The organism is Bacillus sp. SIMBA_008 (assembly GCF_046535495.1).
In the GTDB taxonomy this organism is placed as follows: Bacteria; Bacillota; Bacilli; order Bacillales; family Bacillaceae; genus Bacillus; species Bacillus subtilis.
In genome coordinates this window covers 1-256 of sequence record NZ_JAWRWL010000811.1, presented here as the reverse complement: position 1 = coordinate 256, position 256 = coordinate 1, and the positions used below count along the sequence as shown (strand labels likewise).

The 256-nt window shown below is 61.7% G+C and carries 1 protein-coding gene; it reads left to right on the top strand.

The features are described from left to right. Positions 1-256: flagellar hook-basal body complex protein (locus SB658_RS25565; protein WP_410603252.1), on the top strand; the 256-nt coding region annotated here is incomplete at both ends.

Genomic DNA, 256 nt, shown 5'->3' with positions numbered 1-256 from the left:
GCCGAAATCGCTGCGCTGCCCATCCAAGGTGAAGGCAAAGGCGTGACGCTTGGCACGCATGGCGGAGGTGCGCGGGTGGTTTCGACCACCCAGGAGTTTGCCGCAGGTCCGCTGCAACCCACCCGCAGTCCGCTGGATCTGGCCATCGATGGCAATGGTTTCTTCGAGATTGAAGACCTGAACGGCAATCGCTTCTATACGCGTTCCGGGCGCTTCCGCCTGGATGACCAGGGCTACATGTCAGCGACCAACGGCA